Annotated in this window: 14 protein-coding genes; 7 read left to right on the top strand and 7 right to left on the bottom strand. The window is 59.2% G+C overall.

Translation table 11 applies throughout. The features are described from left to right. Positions 1-77: 77 nt before the first annotated feature. Entirely contained in the window at positions 78-2,504 is a 2,427-nt protein-coding gene (locus F579_RS0113175; protein ID WP_231365832.1) for an AAA family ATPase, read from the top strand. A 48-nt stretch (positions 2,505-2,552) separates the two neighbouring features. Here F579_RS0113175 and F579_RS0113170 read toward each other — a convergent pair whose 3' ends face one another. From F579_RS0113170 to F579_RS0113145, 6 genes are read right to left on the bottom strand one after another with little or no spacing between them, the layout of a single operon-like run. Next, the gene (locus F579_RS0113170; RefSeq protein ID WP_019025515.1) at positions 2,553-4,019 is read right to left on the bottom strand and encodes a hypothetical protein; all 1,467 of its coding nucleotides are present in this window, start codon (positions 4,017-4,019) and stop codon (positions 2,553-2,555) included. A 39-nt stretch (positions 4,020-4,058) separates the two neighbouring features. Then, positions 4,059-5,333, bottom strand: coding sequence for a hypothetical protein (locus tag F579_RS0113165; RefSeq protein ID WP_019025514.1), 1,275 nt, complete (start codon positions 5,331-5,333; stop codon positions 4,059-4,061). Between the two features lie 41 nt (positions 5,334-5,374). Beyond that, complete coding sequence (locus F579_RS0113160) at positions 5,375-6,433, bottom strand: hypothetical protein (RefSeq protein WP_019025513.1); 1,059 nt, start codon at positions 6,431-6,433, stop codon at positions 5,375-5,377. Positions 6,434-6,439: 6 nt separating this feature from the next. Then, the gene (locus F579_RS0113155) at positions 6,440-7,537 is read right to left on the bottom strand and encodes a hypothetical protein (RefSeq protein ID WP_019025512.1); all 1,098 of its coding nucleotides are present in this window, start codon (positions 7,535-7,537) and stop codon (positions 6,440-6,442) included. After that, positions 7,534-8,754, bottom strand: a complete 1,221-nt coding sequence (locus tag F579_RS0113150) for a hypothetical protein (protein ID WP_019025511.1) — start codon at positions 8,752-8,754, stop codon at positions 7,534-7,536. Before F579_RS0113150 ends, F579_RS0113155 begins: the two co-directional genes overlap by 4 nt. 17 nt (positions 8,755-8,771) lie before the next feature. Next, entirely contained in the window at positions 8,772-9,338 is a 567-nt protein-coding gene (locus tag F579_RS0113145; protein ID WP_019025510.1) for a hypothetical protein, read from the bottom strand. A 122-nt stretch (positions 9,339-9,460) separates the two neighbouring features. Here F579_RS0113145 and F579_RS0113140 point away from each other — a divergent pair, with 122 nt between their 5' ends. Continuing rightward, positions 9,461-9,949 (top strand): hypothetical protein, encoded by a 489-nt coding sequence (locus tag F579_RS0113140; RefSeq protein ID WP_019025509.1) that lies wholly within the window; start codon positions 9,461-9,463, stop codon positions 9,947-9,949. A gap of 429 nt (positions 9,950-10,378) precedes the next feature. On the opposite strand, the gene F579_RS0113135 is transcribed toward F579_RS0113140, so the two are convergent. Next, positions 10,379-10,942 carry a hypothetical protein gene (locus F579_RS0113135; RefSeq protein WP_019025508.1) on the bottom strand — a complete coding sequence of 188 codons (564 nt, stop codon included), beginning with the start codon at positions 10,940-10,942 and terminating at the stop codon, positions 10,379-10,381. Between the two features lie 94 nt (positions 10,943-11,036). Here F579_RS0113135 and F579_RS0113130 point away from each other — a divergent pair, with 94 nt between their 5' ends. From F579_RS0113130 to F579_RS0113110, 5 genes are all read left to right on the top strand, one after another. Beyond that, positions 11,037-11,636, top strand: coding sequence for a hypothetical protein (locus F579_RS0113130; RefSeq protein WP_019025507.1), 600 nt, complete (start codon positions 11,037-11,039; stop codon positions 11,634-11,636). Further along, positions 11,633-12,727: a hypothetical protein gene (locus F579_RS0113125; protein ID WP_019025506.1), complete on the top strand. Its 1,095-nt coding sequence runs from the start codon at positions 11,633-11,635 to the stop codon at positions 12,725-12,727. Before F579_RS0113130 ends, F579_RS0113125 begins: the two co-directional genes overlap by 4 nt. A gap of 134 nt (positions 12,728-12,861) precedes the next feature. Beyond that, on the top strand, positions 12,862-14,907 hold the full coding sequence (locus tag F579_RS0113120) for a DEAD/DEAH box helicase (protein ID WP_231365831.1): 2,046 nt from the start codon (positions 12,862-12,864) through the stop codon (positions 14,905-14,907). 1 nt (position 14,908) lies between these two features. Then, the gene (locus F579_RS0113115; protein ID WP_019025504.1) at positions 14,909-15,220 is read left to right on the top strand and encodes a hypothetical protein; all 312 of its coding nucleotides are present in this window, start codon (positions 14,909-14,911) and stop codon (positions 15,218-15,220) included. A gap of 104 nt (positions 15,221-15,324) precedes the next feature. Continuing rightward, a complete protein-coding gene (locus tag F579_RS0113110; protein ID WP_019025503.1) occupies positions 15,325-16,422 on the top strand; it encodes a tyrosine-type recombinase/integrase in 1,098 nt (365 codons plus the stop codon). Positions 16,423-16,566 lie beyond the last annotated feature (144 nt).

The raw sequence follows: 16,566 nt of genomic DNA, 5'->3' as shown, positions 1-16,566 counted from the left end.
ATATTGTATGGACTATTCGGTGCGTGCCGGGTAGACTCCTCCGAGGTTTCATACGCCCATCAGCTCAAGGCCTTACGGTGTCAGAGAAAGACGCAGACAAGCTGTTCTCAGGGGTGGTTACCCAGGTCCGGTTCCGGAGCCCAGAAAGTCTTTTCTCGGTGGTGATGTTCCGACCGGATGCGTGGGACGGGCCCGCTTTGGAGCGAGGAGAGATCAAGCTTGCCGGCCGGTTCCATATGAACCCGGTCCGAGACCTGCGGATTGCGGTCGCGGGATCAGTCGGTGTCGATAATCGGGGAGACCGGTGCATCGAGGCCACTCAGATCACGGTTGGGACCCCAAAGACGACCGAGCAAGGGTTCGCTTTTGTCACGTGCTGCCTGGCTGATGAGGGGGACGCTCATCGCGTTATTGAGGGCAAGCGGAAATCCGCAAAAGACATCATCGCCATGGAAATGATCTGGGATCCTCTCGTGAAGAGGGATTCCCGGGGGCTTCGTCGCTTCGTGTATTTCTCTGAGTCGGATAAGGCCTTGTTGAGCAAGATGGTTGACCGCGCTGAGGACATGTGGACAACCGACTACCTTGTGAAAATGGGGCTCGATGAGCGGAAAGCCATCGAGATCAAGAAGCGGCACGGGAAGGCGGCCGTCAAGCTTCTCGCTGACAATCCCTACGCTATGTGCGGCGGGATGCAAAGGGCAGGTTTCCTGGATGCTGATCGGCTCTCTCATGCCCTCGGTCACCCCAAAGATTCGGTTGTTCGGATGTTCATGGGGGCGCTCCATTTGGTTGAGGAGCACACCGCGCGGGGGCAACACACGGCGGCCCGTTATACCGATGTTGTGCGCGCGGCGTCCGAGTTTCTTGGTGTTGACTACGGGACTGCAAAAGAGGGTATCGACTTCGGCATTGAGCTGGGGGCTCTCATCGAGCGCCGGATTGGGGGCACGGACCTCCTTATGGACCCGCGGTCGAACGCAGCGGAGGAACGGATTGCGGGAAGAATCGCAGCAAGGCTAGGGAAAGAAAGGCCGAAGCGGTTCGCGGAATACGAGAGCGCGGCAGTTGCATCCGAGATTGATGAAGACATCGGCAAGTTCGAAGAAGCCGAAGGATTCTCTTTGGCCCCGCGCCAGCGGGAGGCAATCAAGAATTCCGTGGTCTCCTCCGTATCCATCGTGACTGGCGGCCCGGGCGTTGGAAAAACGACGGTTCTGAAAGGTGTGATCAACACCATCAAGAAGAGAGAGGGCGATGGCGGGGTTGTTCTGTTAGCGCCCACTGGAAAGGCAGCTGCGAGGATGGGTGAGAGCACGGGGATCCCCGCTTCCACCATTCACAGAATCCTGGGCTGGAAGGGATCCGGGTTCGATGTGGAGCCAGACAGCCCGATCTGCCACGCTTCCACTCTCGTTATTGACGAGACGTCGATGGTCGATATCCATTTGATGAGGGGGATCGTTGCCAACCTCAGCCCGGAGGCGCGCCTCGTATTGGTAGGCGACCCCGATCAACTCCCGTCGGTGGGGCAGGGCAATATGCTCTTGGATCTCGTGAAATCCGGCAGCGTTCCGCGGGTTCACCTAGACAAGATCCACCGGCAAGGAGAAGGGTCTCCGATCATCGAGGCGGCCCATGCGGTCAATGCCGGAAAGGTCCCTCAGATCGCGAACTCGAGTGCCTATTCTCAGGTGTGGTGCAGCGGAGGTGAGGGTGGTGATCTCGCCGAGGCAAACATGATTCGCGACAAGATTCTGCACGAGATCATCCCTATGCAGATGGGGGAGGGGCTCGAGGTGGGGAACGGCATCCAGGTCCTGACGCCCTCCAATAACGGGCCTCTCGGCATGCTGGAAATGAACAAGGCCCTGCAGCGCATTGCTCAATCCGGCGAGCTGGACGGAAAGAAAAAGGTGAAAGGATTCCGGGGGCTGATGATTGTGGAAGGGGACAGGGTCATTCAGACGAGGAATGACTACGATCTCGATGTCCGGAATGGAGAATTCGGCCGAGTCTTGGAGATCGGTGAGGATGGGAGGCTGGTCATCCAATTTGAGGGTGACGACCGGGAGCCCGTCCAGATTGAGAAAGGAAAGGCGCGATACATCTCTCTGGGTTACGCGATCACCGTCCACAAGAGCCAAGGGTCCGAGTTCAAATCCGTGATCATGCCGGTCACGAACACGTATGGTCATGGGCTCATTGCAGACCGAGCCCTCGATTATACGGCGATCACAAGGGCGAAAGAGAGGGTGGTTCTCGTTGGTGACGGGAAAGCCTTCGAGAAAAGAATCAAGTCCGTGAAGAGCCTGGCGCGTGTAACGACTCTCGAAAGTAGGATGCGTGAGCGATTTGGGAAGGACCTGGATGCCGTGGAAGTCCCTGAGGCGCCCATTGATGTCTCGATCGCGGTTCGGCAGGCCAATGATCAAGGAACGCGGATCCAGGGCGTGGAAAGCGCTAGGAAGAAGAGGCTGGCCGCCGCCCGCTCCTTGCTTTAATGGTGCTCTGGAGGAAGGGCCCGACGACAAATCGCCGGGCCTACGCGGTTATGGGGAGGGCGGTGCCATGGAGGACGTTGCTGACGGACCCGCCGAAGGACGAAGCCCCACGAGACGCTTGAGCGCATTGATTGCTGCCAGAGCCGCCTCTTTGAGCTTCTTCTGGATGCGCTCTAGCTTGCGCTTTTTGGCCTCGTTGGTGAGCTTTCCGTCCTCGCCAATCGTGGGGAGTTTCTTGGCGGTAGCGGTCCCTTTCTTTGTGTTCTCTTCGATCGACCTCAGGCGGGCCTCCATCTCGGCCTTGTGGGTCGGACTGAGAGGGGTTCCGTTTCGCTCAAACGCTTCGTGATAGCTCTTGTTTAGAGCCTTCTTCGATGAGTTCAGCTTCTGCTCGACCTTGTTGTAGTTCTTCTCGGCGGACTGGATCGCACTCTGGTACACCTCCGAGGATTCCACCATCTTGAGGAGCTTGGGGTTCTTCTCGTACTTGGAGAAATCGCCGTCCACCGCTTTGGATTTGATGGCGTGCGCCCGCGCCATCGCGGCGCGGTAGCCTCGTGCGGAATGATCCATGCTCCGCAGTTCGCGGATCATCCGGATCGAGCGGTCGTTGTTCTGGAGCCATTTGCCTGATCTGGCAGCCCCAGCGGCCACGATAGGCGAGGCGGTCGCGATACCTTTGCCGGTCGATGTGAAGGTCTTTCCGATGGCGCCACCAAGGCCTGCGAACGGATTGAACACGGTCCCGCCCTGGCCTCCACCGCCATACATCGGCTTTCTCATGTTTCGCTGGCCCTTCTCGGCCTCTTCCTGGAGGGCCTTTTCTTCTTCGCTGAGAGCCTCTTGGCGGTTGCCACGAGAGGGGCCGTTCTCCTTCGCTTGCTTTGGAGCGGGGTCGTTCGCGGCTTGTTTATGGTTCGTGGCCTGGGCCTTGTCTTTGGGCTTGGTAAAGCCTTTGACGCCGGGCTCGGTCTTTTCTGTGGACTCGATTACGACGGGTCGGTCGCAGTTGAAGTCCTGCGTGTATAGCGACCCGTTCTTGTGGTCGATATAGAGTTGCATGGTTTGGAGGTGGCTAATGGGCGCCCCAGGGAAGATCCTGTTCAGGGTATCCCTGACGTTTTGGCGTTCCTCCTCGTTGAAGACCTGAGGCCGAAAATAGACGCGCGAGACCGAAGTGTCATTCCGGGTCGCAGTGAGCGCGCAAAGCCTTCGGGCATTGTCGAAGTGTGAGAAGTCGACACCTTTCAGGTCGGGATCCTGAAGCTGTTGGTCCATCTTCGTGTGGGCCATATCGACGAGCTTCTCGAGGTCCTTTTTCTGGCTCTCATCGAGGCTGTTGATATAGATCGCGCGCGACGGTGACCCATCTTCCGGTGGCTTTAGGCGGCGTTCCGAGAGCGACTCGACATCGTGGTACACGTTCGCGACGTTGAGCTCATCGTTTGGGTCATCGTCTGGGTTCGGGCTGAAAGCGAACGCGGGTGGCTCAACTGGCTCGATCGGCTGGACCATGGAGTGTTCTCCTTATCAGAGTATCGATCTGGGCTGGGGCTAGTTCACTGGCTCGAGACGGCGCGTGGCGGCACGTCCAGAGCCAAGGGAGGCAGAACGCCCGCTTCCCTCGAGTTGCTCGAGCGTCTGCACCGCAAGCAGGGCAAGAGTCGAGTCGTTCTGGCGGATCTGTTCAAGCAGCATCCGGTTCTGGAACGCGGTCAGGTAGAGGCTCTCTTTCACCAGGGGTGCCGCGTGAGCTTTGATGGCGACCTCGTTTCGCCAGTCCTCTGACCCGTAGGTCCGGGAGATCTCGTGCTCGAAGGTCTTCATCAGTGAGGGGGTGTCGGAATCAGCTGAAACCCGATTTGTCAGGATCCGATCGAGCGACTCGCTGGCGATCGACAGCCTGGCGGCATGGGTGAGCTGGGCACCGGTGTACATCTCGCCGCGGCCGGTTTCCTCGCGCTCTTCGGGGATTCGCGGAGCCATGTCGGGGAGTTGACCCTCGGCGTTGTCGATGAACGCTTCGGCCGCCTCACGAAGAGAGTTGTCGTCCAGGTCGCCATCAAGCAGATTGCCCGCCGAAATATCCTCCCCTTCGTATTGGGTGCCCCGGCGACTCCTGTGCAGGGAAACCAGGCTTTCGCGACGGCTGTGCGTGTCGTTCGGGTCTTTTTGCACGACCGCGCGAGCTTTGTTGCGCGAGCGACTCCGATGCATGGCGCGCGCTTTCGCGGTTGATTCCATGTTTGCTTTGGCGGCGCTATCGGACATGCATCGCATGGGGGATGGTTCAGTGGCGCGATAGATTTCGCTATTGGTCTGCTTGATCATCGTGTCAATGATCGAGTCTGCGGCCTCGCCAATAGAGGCCGCCGTTTGGTCCCCGGATTGCTCGAAAACATCCGTCATGTCGCCCAGGAAGGCATCCACCATGCTCTGAAAGGGACCCTCGAAGAAGGCAAGAACCATCTCACCAATGAGGTCGAGGCTAGCGGCTTCCGCCTTTTTGGGTGCGGCCGATAGCGCCGCAACAGCTCCAATAGCGGCAGCGCCGGCGAGGACGGAGCCGCCGTAGTCGGCGTCGTCTTTCTCCGCCCCTGTGCCTGCCTCGTGGCCGGATGATGGGGTGGGTGCGCCGTGGGCCTCCTGGTCGCTGCTTTCGTGGGCAACACTCTCGGCAATCCGTTCCCGCAACAAGATCTTGGATGACTTCTCGGTGGCCGGGTCCTGGTCTTGGCTGGGGCCCATAACTCCCGTTTCATCCGCGCCGCTGGTGTTCGCGCTCGCGCCGGACGAAAAGGGATTTAGGCGATTCAGGATGGTTTTCATAGATGCGTGTCTTCCTAGACGTTCAGTCCGTTTCTCTAGCGCTATCGCGGAGATAGGGCGCGGGTTGCGGGGCGAATCGTGACGGGAGCCGGGCGGTCCTGCTCCTCATCCACAGCGCGGTCTTCGAAATAGACCATGAAGCGAATGGCGGCCGGTACGGAGCGCTCTTTCATAGCCTCCAGGCGACGGTATTCCCGATGATTGATGGATGCCTGCAGGGAGAGCATGTGCTTCCAAATCGGTACTGGAGAGCCGAGTTGGTCGAGGGCGCTGATGCTTTCCTCGCGACTCGCAGCGAAGACCTCAGCCCTTTCCAGGGCGCGGGGAGAGTTCTCACTCCCGTATGTTCGACGGGCCATGTTTTTCTGGACGACGTACCAGAGAGCGCTTTGGCGGGACATCTGGCGGATGCGAGCGCCTTGATAGAGCTCACCACGTCCGCTATCCGTTTGTGATTGCGGAACCTCGTACGGAACCTGGAAAAGCCCGTCACTCATTAGGCGCTCGAACTCGTCCGCGCTTTGTTTGATCTCGTCGGGGAGATTGTGATCGCTCGTGACCATGGAGGGAGACAGATGCCCGGGGAACGAGCCACCACAAACTTCTCCTCGCGCTACCGCTTGATCGTAGGCCTGGTCGCGGTCGCCATAGACATTAGAGTTTCGGGCCTTGATGTGCGCTAGATGGTCGACTCGGATCTGGTTGCGCAATGCGTTCCCGGACTCGAGGTTTGCCTTGGCGAAAGAGGCCTGCTGGCATTCGTTGGGATTGGGCTCGGAGTCTCGATAGACATCGGAATTGTGGGCATTGATGATGGCCTGGTTGATGCTGTCGGCGAACTCACCTATGGCGCGACTACGCTGATCGGCAGCGTCCTGCTCCGACTCGGTGGTCGTGCTCTGCAGCTCACACAGATCCTCGGCAAACTCCTCCGCAACCTCGGTTCCAACTTCGAAGCCGATGCGGAACGGGTTGAATGGGCACATATCTGCCTTGGACTGCTTGGATAATCCGAGCACACCCAAGAAGCCCGCGGCCCCTCCAACGAGGTAACGCAGGGCGCCGCGCCTGGAGGGGTTCTTCTTTCGTGAGATACCCATGCCTGGTCAGCCTCCAACGGGTTCGAGTGAGCGAGGGGAGGAGGGCCTTTCGCCAGGGGCCTTATCTTCAAGCTCGGACATCCCCAGGAGAGACTCCAGCACCGCCTTTTGACTCTCCTGGGAAGCCAGGCGGTCCTGGAGTTGTCGGCCGATACTCTTCAGGCGTGCAAGTTCTTTTGTCACGGGGGTGGATGCGCCGTACTGCGCGATCCGGTCACGCCACTCGATGCTCCCGTACGTCCGTCTGATCTCGAACTCGTAGATGTCGAGAACGGAAAATCCCTGGTCACGCTCAACCCCCATATCCGACAGGATCGCGTTTTCGTGTGGGGTCGCCGTGTCGAAAATATCCTGCCCGGCAGCGGGGGACCGAAGGCGATCCGTGAAGATCGTGTAGACGGCATCAAGAATGGTCGCAACACGGATCTGGTAGACGTCGCGGTTGTGCCTATAGGCGGCTTCGCGGGGCGTAGCGGTGCGCTCGTCAAGGCCCTCTCGGGCTAGATGGGCTGTCTCGCCGAGAAGGTTATGAATAAAGTCCTGAGCAAGCTCGGGGTAGCGATACCCGACAGGATTGAGGAGGGTCTCGGCAGCGATATCCGAGAAGCCAACATCCTCAAACTCGCGGAGTTGCCGATGTCGATCCACCCGGTCCTTTCGGGCCTCGGTATGGTTCTGGGTCTGCACGCGGCACATCTCTTCTGCGATGAGGTGTGCCTTCTCGGCCTCTGCGGCTTGGCTGACCGTTTCCAGGGCTGCCTGGGTTCTGGCGTCTGTGCATGCGGAGGGGCGTGGCTCCGTCTCGAGCTGAACCTTGTGGTTGTGCTGCTGGGTGATGCCGTCAATGATGGCGTCACCTGCGCGTCCGATTTGCGCACTATCCTGGTCTCCTGAGGCCTCCGTCAGGTACTCCATGGTCATTTCGAGGTTGTCCATGTACAACTCGATCTGCTCAGGGAGGTAGACGTTGAGGTATTCGATGATTGCGTTCGTAACCGGGCGGCAGCTCGCCGCAGCGGCGTGAGCCGGAGACGCAAAGAGCATGGAGGCGGACCCCATACCAAGACCTAGGAGCCAAGATAGGGCGTGACGGCGCGCCTTCATTTGCGCTCCCCGCCCGGGGGGGATCCCACCTGCGCCGAGCTGGATTTGAACTCGAGGCGAGAATTGAGAGCCCGCTGGATGTGGTCAGATGCCGCTTCCGCCGCGGAGGCGAGATAGCCCGCTGACCGGTCGAAGTGCTTCTGAACAAGCTCCAGAGGGTTGCCTTCTGCAATGATGGCGCTCTTCGCCTGCTCCCGCTCCTCTTCCGAATTGGCGGCGAGGATGCGGTTGAGCGCCTGGGTGGCGCAAGTCGCCCAAGCTTTTGAGTACAGGTCGCCGGCGTGTCGTAGCGACCCCTGCAGGAGAGTGAGTCGACCGTCGGCAGTCATTGCGGGAGACGACTGCTTGTTGAAAAGCCAGATCGCCCCAGCGGCCACACGATTCGCTGCATCGTGAGAAAGCTGCTTCCGGTCCTGAAAGAACGCGAAACGATTGATCTCGTTGATGACCGGGCGCATGGATTCGAGCAGGCTGAGCTGGAGGCGTGCCTTCGCATCTGCAGTGAAGTGCTCGTTCGCATTGCCAGACTCGCTCGCAACCTCCTTGATGAATCCGGCGAATAGGTCGCCCGTGCTCTCATGCGCGCGCTCCGGCTCCCCCTTACCCGGCAGGTTCTCGCTGAGGCCCTCGATGACAAACTGATACTGACCCAGAATGGGCCTATGGTCGGCGGTCTCATGCCTTTCCCAGTTGAAGCCCACTGATTCCGACGCCATCCGGAGAATCTTCCTCAGCGACCATCGGTTCTTTTCGGCCCAAGGGTCGAACGCGTTTTCTTGAAGGCTGTGCGCAATGTTGTAAGCCAGCGAGTCCGACTCGCGGATGAGCGGCTTCAGACTTGAGATTCGATCCCCAACGGTCTCGCCTGAGCCAGGCCGGGCGATGGTGGACCGGAGTAGGGGCTCAAGGGTGCCGAGAGCCGTAAGCCAGACACGGCTCGCGTAATCTGCCTCCCGGCTCACGCTTGATTCGTGGGAGGGAGGGGCCATTTCGTCAGCCGACTGGTTCTCTTCAGCGCGCCGCTTCATGTGCTCAAAGACAGAGGACGAAGACGCGGTGCCGCCAGAGGTGTCCCCTCGTTGTTTCTTGCGTGCGCGTCGTCTCGTGCGCGGCGCCTCATTCTCGGTCTCGCCATCGTTCTTGCGGGCAAACCGCTCCGCTTGAAACTCTCGCGCCGGAGTAAAGGGGTCGGCCGACTGCTTGTGTTCGCTGTCCATGGTGCTCTCTTGGTCTTCTACAGGGCCCTTGAGGGCGCGCGAGGGAAGATATGGGGCAAGGTGTCATCCGCGAGCGAAGCCATAAGGGTTTCCGCGTCAATGTGCGTAAATAGACTCGCTTGACCAGCGACCATAGACGCAAAACCTTCGCCCTGGACGAGCTTTGCGCCGGGCCCTGCCGCGATGGCCAGATCGTCCCACCACTGCTCAGCGGGACGCCCATCAAGAGCGTTAAGCTCAGGGCTGTATGGAAGGATCGTTCGCCAGGCTTCGTAGCCAAGGGAGATTTCGATGCTCGAGTCGAAGGCTGCGAAATCACGGTTGCGAAGGAACTTTGGCGTCTCGATCTCTGTTCCATTGGAAACAAAATCAACGTCATATGCGGCATCGCCAAAAAGTGCGATGCTGTATTCGTTGGTCATATAGGAGGCGATCCGGATCAGCTTGTCGCTCGGCTCTACGGAGGAGGACGGCTCATCGAGGGTCGACTCGATCATGCGCGGGGAGCCACCCTCAGGGACCATAAGGCGCGCGATGAGGGCGTGAGTTTGGCGAACTTCAGAGGGAATGCTGACGGACGCCATGATGGCTCCTAATTTCCAAAGTGATCGTGTTCTTGTATTCTACACGACCTCTCGAGGTAGGCAAGATTTAGGTGAGAATGCGCACACCTCGGAGTGCTCACATAACCGAGGACAGGGGCGAAATGGAGAATCTAAAAGCCGAGCAGGGCGCGCGCCGACCCTCGGGGGCGCTGAACGATGGGATCGAGGCGGCGCTGCGCGCTGCGATTGGCAAGACCTTGCTCGAAGAGTACGTCGCGGCCCTTGTGGAGACGGGGTTCGCCACAACAGACGGGAAGGGCGTCTTCTGTCTGCGCGGAGAAGCCAATAGTGTCTTTGGCGTTGGGGTTCGAGAGGGCGGGCGCCTCTTCATTGTGGCGCCAGAAGAGGAGGCCCCGTTTCTGGCGGATGTGGAGTGGCGGTCGGTGGCCATCGAGCCGCGCGCACTGGTCCTCCAGGCGGATACCTATATGGACGATGAGCCTCGGACGCTTGGTATCAGGGTTGGCTGCTCCCCGGCGGTGACGAGAGCTATAAGGGACGCAAACACCCGATCGGTTGATCTCTGTCTGATGTCTCGTGAAAAGGCGATTGTGCAGGAGCGGCGGAATGTGCCGCTGAGCCATCGTTAACGTTTGGCAATTGAAAGGAGGTGGTTTTGTGGGGGTGAGACTCAAGGGCGGGGAAACCGTGGTTTCGACAGGCGAGGGTTTCCGGGCTGATCCGGGATTTTTCGAGGCTGAGGTGGCCCCTCGACTGGCGGAAGGGCACCCACTAAGGGAAAAGGGGCTGTCCGACGCTTACAGGGAGCGGATGAGCAGGTCGGCAACCGTGGCGAGATCCGCTGGGCCGAATGCGGATCCGGAGCAAATCGCCGATCAGCTGCGCTCAGAAAGGGGAGCGCTGCAGTGGTCACCGTCGGCGGTTGGCCCCGGGGTGGCGAAAACCCGGGCAGCCATGCGGCGATGAGATTGCTGTGACTGAGTCGCAGGCGCAAACAAAAAGGCCGGGCGTACCTGCCCGGCCTTCTCGCGATCCCGTAATTTTCGGGAAGGGAGCGACTACTGGGTGCCGTAGATAACCTTGGCGACCGCCGCGCTTGCCACGAACGAGATGGATTGACTCTCGAGGTCGAATAGGCGGACCTCAAAGAGGCCAGGCCGGGAGGAATCGCGCAGACCCGTGATGACGAATCGATGCCCCTGGTGGTGGAATTCCCGGCCAAAGTCGCTGGCCTCAAGCCCAGCATTCGCGTAGTCGGAAAGCAGCATGCGGGCATACCGATCCATGCCGAGGAGATCTACCGCGGAGATCCTGAAGGAGAGCTCAGCCTCCCTCTCCCCGAACTGGGTGTCCACGTCATCAAGGGAGAGGCCGTACTTGTCGGCTGCCTCCGAGGCGGCGAGAAGCGCCGCATTGCGAATCTCCTCCACCATCTCGCGCGTCATCGCGTGGGATCGATCCTGGCCTGTAACGAGCGCGGAGCGCATGGTTACCGAAAGCATGCGTGCAGCGGGATAGGAGCCTTCCGAGCTCAAGCCCTCCCGGTAGCGCTCCACCAGGGCGCCAGAAGAAACGTCTTCCGCGCCCGACTCGAGGGCTTCGTTTGCGAGAACTTCGCTCATCAGCAACAACTCCTAAACACGTTGACGAAAAATTGGCATGGTGAGAAGATAGCCTATAAGACATACTCACTTTATGCAAGGGGTCACTTACGCAATGTCATCAGAAGAAAAACGTGGAGGATTCCTTGGCTGGCTGGCGTCCCCTTATTTTCACAGGAAGCTGGGATCAGGGGTCCTTCCAGAGGGATCCGGATCGATTCTTTCGACCAGCAAAGAAGCGGTCGATAGCCTCGCCAGGAAGACGGCTGAGGCCGACTCCAGGGCGCTCGCGATCGAGAATGACCGAGAGCGGTTCGAGTGGAGGGTGCGGGAGGAGGGTCTAACGGATGAGGACCTTGCGACTATGTACGGCAGAATCATTATCGGGTTCTGGATGAACGTGGTGTGGTCCGCCCTGATTGCGGCATTCACGTTGTATGTGGCAAAGAACGGTGTCCCGGTGATTCACCCGATTTTTAGTATCGCGAGCGGTCTTCAGATCGTAACGGTCATTGGTCTTCTATTAATTCTAACCTCGACCGCTTTGATGGCCTCCAGGTATAGCTGGCAAGCCCTGCAGATTCGCGAGCGCAGCTTGGTTCCGTTCTTGGACTGGTACACAAATCCTAAAGATTGGATTCCAAGTCTGACCCTCGCTCGAGCGAAAGCCAAGAGTGAAAGGAACGTAGAGCGCCCGATGGAGCGCGGCGAATGAAGGGCGATCTCTCTCTTCAGGAGAACACGTTTTGGATGTGGACCCTCCTGGCTCTTGGGCTTCTTATATTTCTGTACTTTGAGCCACGCTTAGTGACAATCCCATGGCATATAACCCGCATGGCGGATACCTGGGTTTGGTCGAAACTGGCGTTCATGCTGCCGGAATCGGTGGGCGCGACCATGGAGGAGGTACATCAAAACTTCAGGACGTCGCCAATTGGGTCGGCCGATTACGCGGCATTCTGGCGGGTCGAGCAGATGCTGTACCCGTTCCCTTCCGTTCTGTACGGCCTGGTCGTGGTGCTCATGGGCTTGATGATGTACCGGAAGAATCGATTCAACAAGGCGCACACCATGGAGAGCCTGCTCAAGCAGGAAACCGAGGTGTGGAGGTTCTCTCGGCTGTTCGTGAAGCACAACCCTTCCAAAAACCTCGACCTGACCAAAGGTGATTGGGCGGTAAGGCTGAAGCCCATCCAGTTTATTGCCAAATATCATCTGGCAAAGAAGGACCCGGCTGTTGGGGAATACTTTGACTACCCGACAGCAGAGAAGGTCATGCAAAAACAACTCGGGAAGCGCTTCACTGGGTACGACGACATGACGGACCCCGAGCGCTGGGTCATGGCGGTGCTTCTGCTGAAGGTGAACGAACAGAAAGACCGCTGGGACACGCTCAAGGGCGACATGGGGGCTTGCTATGCCGGCGAATTCTCCAAGAAAGACGTTAACTCAGAGGTTGCGAAAGTTCTGAAGGAGTATGGCGACTCCAAGTACGCGCAAGAAGCCAAGAAGCGGCATGCGTACGTCTTCACCATGCTCGCTTATATGATGAGCCTCCACTACGGGGGGAAAATGTCGACGAGCTTTATACCGTGGGTCAAGCTCGAGAGCCGGCGGCTTTATTACGTCCTCAATGACGTTGGAAGGCAGACTGCCTCGGCTGAAGCGGCTGCTATCCGAGCGCACTTGCTCGCTGAGAAGGCCGCAGGAAAGGGGCTTGATGAGCCCTGCATCAGGAAGGCTGTGGACTCGCTCAAGGCCGCATTCGATGATTACTTGAAACACAAGAGAAGCAAAGGCCGCTAGGGATGTTCTCGTCGGAATCGCTCGGTATCGGTGAGATTGCGCCCCCGAGCGCCCCCCTAAGGACCGGCGATCAGCCAGAAACGAGGCAGCGCCCCTTTTTGAAGGCCGTCGTGTGGGATGGTCGGCGCATGGTCATGAACTTTGATTATGTGAAGCAATTGCTGCCAGCACTGAAGGATCCGAGGTTTGGCGGTGGGTTCTTCGGGCCAAGAAGAGCGTGGTGTTATCCGCCTAACCAGGTGGTGGGCCTGCTCGACAGGATCGAGTACGAATTCTCCATGATGCCTCCCAGGTCGGCATTCTACTTCTCGAAGAATGCTGCCCTGACCAAGGTCGAAAGGGCGGTCCAGTCGCCCAAGCCGGAAGCGATCGTGAGATACCTGAATACGCGGGTGTTCGTGGTTCGCGATGAGAGCCTGGCCTGCGACGTTTATGCCGTGAGCGTGGAATCCGACCGCTGGGTGAATGCGGACCTCAAAAGGATGGGGTGGCAGTGGGACGAGGCAGGTAGTTGCTGGCTGAGGTGGGGGCTCAATCTCGCCACGGTGTCGCAGGAGCTTGAGCAGGCCGGCATCCGTAGGGAGCTGCAGCATGTCCACCCTCGGGCCCTCTCGCTGCAGGAAGCGGCCGAGCTCATTGATGATGAGTACGTGGGGATCGATGTCGGAGCCCTCTGTAGCGCGGATGACGAACTCCCTGTAGCGCCGAAGATCGTCAGCGAGTATCGCCGAAGAAAAGTAATCGAGATCGTTTCCACGCCCCGTCGCCCGGCGCACTATGACCAGGCCGAGTTCGATCGCCTTGCTCGAAAGGCAACCCTAGAAGACTTCCAGATTGAAGGGGCTCGGCATGGAGCAGAGTTCACATCGTCGCTGATCGCGGATGATATGGGTCTCGGAAAGACCCGCCAATCCGTGGTCGCTGCCGGAGCTACGCCGAAAGATATCCTGGTGGTGTGCCCGGCAAACCTGAAAGAGAACTGGCGGCGAGAGATCGTTGATGTAGATGAGGCGTTCCGGGTTGAGGTGGTCCAGCGCAAGCGCGACGGCATACTGACAGATAGTCGCTGGGTCATTGCGAACTACGAGCAGATGGATCTCATCAAGGAGTACGTCCGCCAGAATCCAGGGCGATTTGGGAAGATTGTTCTCGATGAGTCTCACTACCTGAAAGAAGAAGAGAGTCAGCGGTATCAGCATACGGCTGAAGTGTCCGCAATCATTGGCAATGTTCTGGCGATGACGGGCACGCCAATCCTGAACCGGGAACGAGAGATTCACGCGCTCCTGAAGGTGTGCGGGCATCCGCTGGGTGCACTTGACCGGCAGCGGTTTGAGCAGGAATTTGCAGGGGGAGCCCCCCTTCGGGAGCGGCTGGGTGAGGTGCTCGCGGAGTGGATGATTCGCCGGATAAAAGCCGACGTCCTCAAGCATTTCCCTGCGAAACACCGGAATGTCAACAGATTTAGCCTGGGGCCAGAGAGCCAGGAGCTGTACGACCGCCTGTACAATGATGATTCGTTCGAGAACCCGCTTCCGAAGCTCAACGCGCTGCGCCGGCTGGTTGAGCGCGAGACCGCGAAATGGGTCGTCGAGAACACGCTCCGCGATCTAGCCCTCCGGCCTGATGAGAAGTTCATTGTGTTCTCCGAGTTCCGGGAGACCGCGGACTGGGTCAGTGAGGCCCTGGGGGCGAGAGGAATCGAGGGAGTTACGGTTACCGGGGACTCATCGATGGAAGAGCGCACCCGCCGAATGGACCAATTCCAGGAAGACGAGAGCTGCAGGGTCTTTTCCGCAACCACTGCAGCCGGGGGGGTGGGATTCAACCTGGTCAGGGGGAATAACGTCACGTTCAACCTTTTCCCTTGGACGCCGGGGATGGTAGACCAGGCTGAGGACCGGGCCTGGAGGATGCGTCAGACGCGAGATGTGAATGTCACGATTCCGATCGCTGAGGGCACGATTGCGGAGGACCTGCACCGTTGCGTTGAGTCCAAGCGCAGGACTAGCGACCAGGTGATGGGGTCTGCGCAGCGGGTGCGAGAGATGCTCTCTGCTCAGGCCGGGGTGGATGAGGAGGAGGCGGAGGCCTCGGTGAAGCAGGAGCTACTGGAGAAGGTGGCCGCGGCCGGGAAGGCTCGGGTCGCTCGTCCTGCTGTGAGCCTTGCTGGAGTGTGAGATGGACGAGACGCAATACGATCGTGATGACGGTGGTGAGAGCGAGTTTCATTGGTACTGGGGCGCGGACGATCCGCGGCTAAGGACGCATCCGATGGGGTTGAGCATGACTGATGATGAGCTTATGGCTCTTATTCACGAGATGATCGACCTCGACTCTGACGAGGCCTTGTCATCCGCTCTTGGTCAGGTGGAGTCGTGGCTAGCGGATGATCTGGAGGCACTGATTCAGCGCGCAAAGGACCATCGAAAGCCGAGAGCGCTCCGGGAGCTCGAAAGGTCCAGGGACAACCTGGGTGGAGCAAGAGCGTGATGGCCCCTGTTGCGGGCCGGGGGCTTTCGACTTCACATGGTCGGGCGGGGGCGTTGGCGGATGTGGCTCGAGCCGGTGGGTATCTCAAACGCGCAGAAGGGGAAGTGGGTGCGCCGGTACTCATCCATGTCGAAGATGACCTGGCAGCGATCCAGGAATTTCTCGCAGAGTACACAGATTCGCCGAGCACCCTTCGCTCGTATGAGAAAGAGTGTGTGCGCCTGGTGGTGTGGGCCGCGGAAGAGAGGGGAAAGTCGATCAGCGACCTCACTCCCGAAGATATCCGTTGTTACGAAGAGTTTCTAAAAGATCCCCAGCCGCGGTCGAAGTGGTGCGGGCCAAAGAAGCCACGAGTCCTTGCTGATGGGAGTCGAAATCCAGAATGGCGGCCGTTTATTGGCGGCCTTTCGCCATCCAGTCGGAGGACGGCGCTCGTTGTCGTGGCGGCCATGTATGCCTTCCTGGTCGACGCGAACTACCTTGCTGCCACGCCATTTGCGGTGCGCAGGTCGGCCCGCCGGCGGGGCAATAAGGGGAGCGCAGCCGCCCATGGCAAGCAAGAACGTATTTTCGATGACATCCAGTTGTCGGCAATATTCGAGGCGATCGATGAGATGCCGCATTCGACTGTGGCGCAAGCGAAGGACCGAGCAAGGCTGAATCTGATTACTCTACTAATGGTTGATGTCGCGGCCCGCATCCATGAGCCCGCACTGATGGCGGTGGGAGATTGTACTCGCAGCCGGGATGGGCGGTGGCGGATACGGATTCGCGGAAAAGGGGGGCGCGAGGACCTGCTTCCCATGAGTGACCGGCTGCTTCAGGCCGCTCGTGATTATCTTCGGTGCGCCGGTGGGCCGAGCCTTCCTTCGCCAGGGAACTCGACGCCGCTAGTGCGAGGTGCACGCAAAGAAACCGGGATATCGTCAAGACGAATCCATCAGCTCTACACGCCGGTCTTCGCCCGGGCGCGAGACATCCTTCGGTCAAAGGGCGAGGAAGATCGCGCAAACATGATGACGGAGGCATCTCCCCATTGGTTTCGTCACACGGGGATCACACGTTTCTCCGATCGGGCCAGAGCCCTCAACATGCCCGATAAGGTGGTTCAAAAGTTTGGGCGACATGAGAGATACGAAACCACCGCCCAGTACATCCACAAGGATATCGAGGACCTCGAGAGCGTCGTTAGGACATTGTGAGATGGGCGCGGCGCTTGACCGCCGTTTCCGGCAATCATTTCGGTCACCGGCATCCGCAAAAGGTGCATTTTTTGGTTTGCCCTCCTTGGGGTGCGCGCGCGGGGGGGGCGTCATGGTGCGAAATCTGGCCTATGGTGCGAAAGC

The sequence above is a fragment of the Thioalkalivibrio sp. ALJ21 genome (assembly GCF_000378605.1).
Lineage (GTDB): Bacteria > Pseudomonadota > Gammaproteobacteria > Ectothiorhodospirales > Ectothiorhodospiraceae > Thioalkalivibrio.
The sequence above is the reverse complement of the archived record's forward strand: the minus strand, read 5'-3'. Positions and strand labels throughout refer to the sequence as shown.